The sequence below is a fragment of the Bartonella sp. AP1QHHD genome (assembly GCF_042196265.1).
In the GTDB taxonomy this organism is placed as follows: Bacteria; Pseudomonadota; Alphaproteobacteria; order Rhizobiales; family Rhizobiaceae; genus Bartonella.
The window spans coordinates 1-6030 of record NZ_JBHIPW010000068.1; the positions used below are offsets into that span (position 1 = coordinate 1).

Below are 6030 nucleotides of genomic sequence, written 5' to 3' on the forward strand. Positions count from 1 at the left end.
CCGTAAGGACACTTTCATGCTTTAAAACTTCTACCTCTAAAGCAAATACATAAAAAGCTGCACGCATAGTGCAGCTTTTTTGCAAAATTTTCTTGATTTTTGTATATTTTTCAACACAACAAGAATTTTCGAAATCCACATGGAAGCTTTTATAATCGTGAGAAACAAGCTTCAAAATAAAAGATTTTTTCAATAATTCTATTTTTTATGTTTTTCCTTTAAAAAACTTCTTAAATGAAGTGTTGACTCCATCGATTATATATATGCGTTACAGCATAACAAATATGCGGCTATTGCTCTATTTTTTCCATTTAAGCCAAACAAATTTCGCAGAAAAATATTCCTCTACGATCAACAACTTTTCTCAATGTGTAAACCATATCAATCTTACATCTCATGTAAGAGGAAGCATTATGCGGTTAACATTTCATCCACACACAATATGAGAGAATAAGTTGAATTCTCTGATACAAAGGGAATACTAACCTACCAAATTATCTATTCTCAACAAAGCAACACTCTCACCACTTCAATACCAGTATTTTAGTTTGAGGATACGAATACAATTTGCATTCTAGATTAAATGTATCAAATAAATAATGAACACAAAATCTATGAATAAACAATGGTTTAACTTTACATGCTTCAAACAAAGGACAAAATTCTATAATCATGCGTTATTAAAATTTTTTTTGTAAATATTTTTATACAGATATCAAAAATCGTACCATTGCTTTCAATACAAGAAACCGACATAAAAAATTTCATATTGAGTTACCAAAATAGTCTTTTACAAATTGTGATATTAGAGCAAAAACTTCATTGGCTAATTATATGAAAAAATAAAATAGAAAATGCATTTTAATAAATATAAAAGCAAATTTTTTTATAAAAGAATATGACAAAAACTGATAAATCAACTTATGATCATGTTATTTATGATTCAGATATTGAGTTCAGTTTTGCACAATCGTTTGAAAAAAACGATGAGATTAAAGTTTATGCGAAACTGCCTAAATGGTTTAAAATTGATACACCTCTTGGATCATATACCCCCGATTGGGCTGTATTATTCGAGCAAGATGGGTAAGAAAAACTGTATTTTGTTGTAGAAAGTAAAGGAAGTATTTTCGAAGACATGTTGCGCGATCTGGAAAAAGCAAAAATCCATTGCGGTCGTGAACATTTCAAAGCTTTAGGAGAAAATACCCAATATATTGTTTCTGATAATTATGAAACTTTTATCGATCAAGTAATTCAAAAAGATACCACAACAACTTGAAAAAATGTTTGGGCTATGGAAACAACCCTCCCCTGTTGTTTATAAAATGCAACTTTTTCCTACTCTATAATTTACAAGCTCTTCCTTATAACCGATTTTAATTTTTATTAAACAATCAAGAGATTATCGAATATTTTCCAGAAAGGGCTGCACATTTAAGAAAAGAAAATTATAAACTATTGAGAATACATTTGACACCCAAACAATCATTTAAGCATAAAAATGATCTATCAACAAACATTGGATTTTTAAGTCAATAATTTGATTTATAAAGATTTTAACATTTTTCATGTTAAATAATAAATGCAAATGGAGCAGGCATGCACGTCTCGTGTAGGTTCTGCTTTTGCTCTCATGCAAAGTGAATTGACAGTAAACAGACACCTCGATAAACTCATCAAAATCAGCTTAACTGATGGCTTCATTTTGGAGGAAGAGGAGTTTGTACACAAGAGAAGCATTTGGGGACCATCAGCACTTCCAATCACATTCATCCCAATATCGCAACCAACAAACGCGTATTAATTCTCAAAGCCTGTAATTTATAGAGCGGGACCAATATTTTAAAGAATATCTGTAGGGAGCATGATCATGCAAAAGGTGGATTCCTATACTCAATCAGAAAAGTATGTCATATATACCGTAATTATTTCCAGCATACTTCCTCTGCTGGACGGAAGCATTGTTAATGTCATCCTTCCTAACCTTGCGCATTATTTTTCCGTGGAAGGAAATAATATACAATGGATTGTAACATCCTATTTTCTAGCCACCGTGCCAGGACTACTGATGGCAGCTTTTGTGCAAGGAAAAATAGGTATCAAAAGAACTTGGTTCCTTGCAAGCTTCATTTTTATGCTTGGATCACTGGGGTAGGATTAAGCTATAATTTTCCAACCATTATATCTGCCCGTATCGTTCAAGGTTTTGGGACCGGTCTTTTGCTGCCTCTTAGCCAAACCATCATTGCATTACAATTTGGACAGATACGCATGCAGCAAGCCATGGGCACCATAGCCATACCAACAGTTTTCGCTCCTGCCTTTGGTCCGCTGGTAGGCGCCTCACTTGCTCAGTATGTGTCTTGGCGTTTGTTATTTTTTATCAATATTCCGCTTATTTTATTGGCACTCACCCTTGGAGCAAAACATTTAAAGAGCAACGAATCAACAAAAACAAAATTTAACTTATTTGCATTTTTAGCGTTTTCCATATCGCTTCTTTCATTTTTTTACCTCACAGAAGCCAAAAACATCAATAACCCCAACGCCCTCTTTATCCTAGCACTTATAGCGGTGATATCTCTCATATTATTCATTGTTTCTAATCAGAAAGCAAAAAACAAATTAATCGTCTTTAGCGGATTTCAAAATGCGCGCTACACATTGCTCATGATCATGGGGCTTGTTGCTTCATTTCTTTTTTATAGCTTCCTCGTTTATTTCCCACTAGCCGTTGCCATAGGAGGAAACTATGAAAAGAGCCTTCTCATCATCGGTGCCCTCCTTGCTCTGCAAGGAGTGGGTGCATGGATTGGCAGGAAATTTATTTACCAAAAATGGAAAGAAAAATCTCCCTTTTTCATGATAGGAATTGGTTTGGTGATTTCAAGCTTTGGGTTATTATGCTTCGGCTATAATATAAGCATGGATGGACCTGGATTCTTGCTAAGAGGCATAGGACTTGGCATCGCCACCATTGTCTGCTTTTCCGCCCCCATCCAATATGTCAACAGTTTATACGTCAAAGATACAGCCGTTATCACACGCATATTACAGCAAATAGGTGGTGCCTTAGGGGTATATTCGCTGGCTTTTTGATCCATTCGCTGACAGAAGAATACCTGTCCTTAAACCAAACATATATCGTATTCTTCATATTCTCTATCTCTGCATTTTTACTGTTTTGCCTAGCCCTCCTCTTATCGCGTAAAGAGAAGAATTCCGATTTATGATATGCTTTATTTGAACACCATATCCATAACATTGGCAATGGCATATAAAATCATACAGCATTCACCACTTTTCGAGAAACCAACACACTGATACCGTGACCACAGCCTTCATCATTTTTATGAAAGAACACTAAACCGATAAGCTCCTTAATCTCTAAAATTGATCACCTCCAGTAACGTACGGTGTTTGTAATTTTATGATACCTCTGTGCTTTTAGATCCCTCTAAAAACCTCTTGAAATATGGGATTTTCTGATCAGACCTTTGTAAAGATCCACGAAATTAAGCACGCGTTTCAATGCGGAATAGTCCCATAAATGCGCTAACAGACGCCCTACAGCACCAGCATAGAATATAGAACCCGCCCCCGCGCACGCCCCTATAAATGCTAATCATCTTTTACCACACACCGCGATGTGAAAAATCGCACTGTATTGCAAACTTGATAATGTTATTCACCCCTTTTCAAAGTCATTGAATCACTATGCTTTCATAACCGCAATAGGTTCAAATGAAACTGAAGCGACAAAAACAGCTGGTAAAGCAGCTTCTTCTCTCCATTTCATTGTTAACTATCATAACAAATCTCCCCCGCTTTAATAAAAAAGCCCTCTCTCATTGAGAAAGAAATTTTAAAAACATTGAAAATCATGAAGCACGATGACAGACAGCAAACCATCTCTAAAAAGACTGTTTCTTGATTTTCACAACGTACTCTTAGATTTCTCTAACATTTTCCTGCCTTTAAATTTTCCTTATAAGTTTTACGGACAAAAGAAGCTTTTCAGAACTCTTTTACACATAACTTCATTGCTTCAAGCTCCCTTACAGACACAATAAACGTTTATATTTCCATTTCTACCAAATATACGAGATTTAACAGCGGATATTATGAAAACAGCCTTTTTATAGAAAACAGTAAGCTTAAAGAGATAAAAGAATTTGGTAAACCGATCCCCTGCCCGCTTGTTCTCTCCACCGGTTATGCAAATAAAGAGCCCCATCTACTTTTTCTGACAAGCAAAGAACACACACAACATTTAGTAACATGCCATTGTTGAAATTCTTGTCACAAAACCTTCCTTTCAGGGATTATGCGCATTGCCTGCTTCCTTCTCTCCAATAAACAATCTGCCAATAAAGAATGCTATTGCAGTTACGATAATACAAAATTATACTTCTGTTCTCATTCTATATTTTTCGAATTATCACACATTATCCACCCCCTTCACTGCTATAACAATGAAAGGAAAAAATTAAAACACAATATAGTATTTCTTTTTCACAAATCTTATATAAACCACAAAATTGTTGCCCGACCTTCTATACAAGGTCAGGCAATAAAATTATATTCTAAAAACCACTCCACACACCACTTTTTGATATTATAAAGCCATAAAATGCAATTATCGTCTCCGCAAAAAATATCTCAGAAAAACAAAATCCCTCCTGTAATCATTGGACTACTTCCTCCAATGTTTGCGTACCATTATACGTGTAAGGAGTTAAATAACTTGTTTATTGCATCATTTGCTCCTTCTGAGATTCCAGAAGGTACAAAATCCGAAAAAGTTAAAGCATGGCTACGTGCAATCAATGTGGAATGCGAAGAACCGCTTGAAGTCCTTGGTAACTTGCTTGGGGATTTTTTAGAAAAAGAATATTATGACCCAGACCCAAGCGGATTAAATCCATCATTATATGAAAAAATTTTACAGTTACAAAAAGATAAACGTACAGTTTTAGAAAAGTTAAAGGAATATGACTTGGAATATCAGCGTGGAGGATATATTATCAAGAAGGAGCTGACCTCCACACAAGAATTGCAAAAAGCTGGTCTCCTCTTTACAGAAGAGCTACAAAAACGTATTGCAGAGAAAGGCCTTTCAGCAGTAGAAATCGAAGTAAAAAGAGCATTAGAAAATATAGAAAAAGATCCAAGGGAGGCGGTTCTATTTGCAGCAAATCTATTGGAAGCCTCTTGCAAAGCTTATCTCGACCACCATTCTATCTCATATAAAGAAAACGCCCGTAATAATCTGCCTGCTTTATGGGAAGAAGTCGTTAAGAAAGCTAAGATCCATCCCGACGATATGAAGAAAGAAAACTTAAAAAATCAAGATCTAGATGAAAATGACTTAAAAATGATCACATCCGGTCTGTATCAAGTTGTGCATGGTACTATGAATTTAAGAAACAAGAAAGGTGCAGCGCACGGCCGCTCAAAAAAGGATTTCGAACTAATCAATCTCAAACCTCGCCATGCGCGTTTAACTTTTAATGCCGCCCATTCTCTCTCAATTTATATCTTAGAGCTCATGGATCAGCCATAATAAAAAACCATATCACGACTACCAGCATTTTCTCGTGCCATTTTTAATGCCTAAAAAGCATTAAAGGGGGTGGTCGCTGCTTCTACCCTACAAAACCAAATATTTCTATAGCATGGACAACATGAGTAGTCACACCGCTCTATGGTGCTCCTCTTCCCCGCGTTTTTAGGCTCCGCTTCTAAAGTCAGTGGGCAATTTCTGTAAATGCAAAAGCCGCCCTTAAGAATGGCGAATGAGGATGGTGCAAAAGTATTGCCTTGATTATTTTTTAAAGAACAAACTAGCTGGTGTACTATTTTTGGAAAGCTCTCGTGAAAAAAATATAATGATGGAGAAGCTAGTCATTATGATAAAAACACAAGTCTTAACTCCCTAAAGAGAGAAAATCTGAGTTTAGATTTAATCCTTGAGCGCCCTTTAAGTGTGTGGACTTACGTACCTTAATGGCTTTTACCTCCCCC

General features: G+C 35.7%; 1 protein-coding gene and 2 pseudogenes. All 3 read left to right on the forward strand.

Translation table 11 applies throughout. The features are described 5' to 3' along the window. Nucleotides 1-898 precede the first annotated feature (898 nt). A pseudogene (locus ACFIME_RS06620) lies at nt 899-1282 on the forward strand (hypothetical protein). Between the two features lie 591 nt (nt 1283-1873). Then, nucleotides 1874-3236, forward strand: a pseudogene (locus ACFIME_RS06625) (MFS transporter). Nucleotides 3237-4750: 1514 nt separating this feature from the next. Then, the gene (locus ACFIME_RS06630) at nt 4751-5569 is read left to right on the forward strand and encodes an abortive infection family protein (protein ID WP_375684684.1); all 819 of its coding nucleotides are present in this window, start codon (nt 4751-4753) and stop codon (nt 5567-5569) included. Nucleotides 5570-6030: the final 461 nt, after the last annotated feature.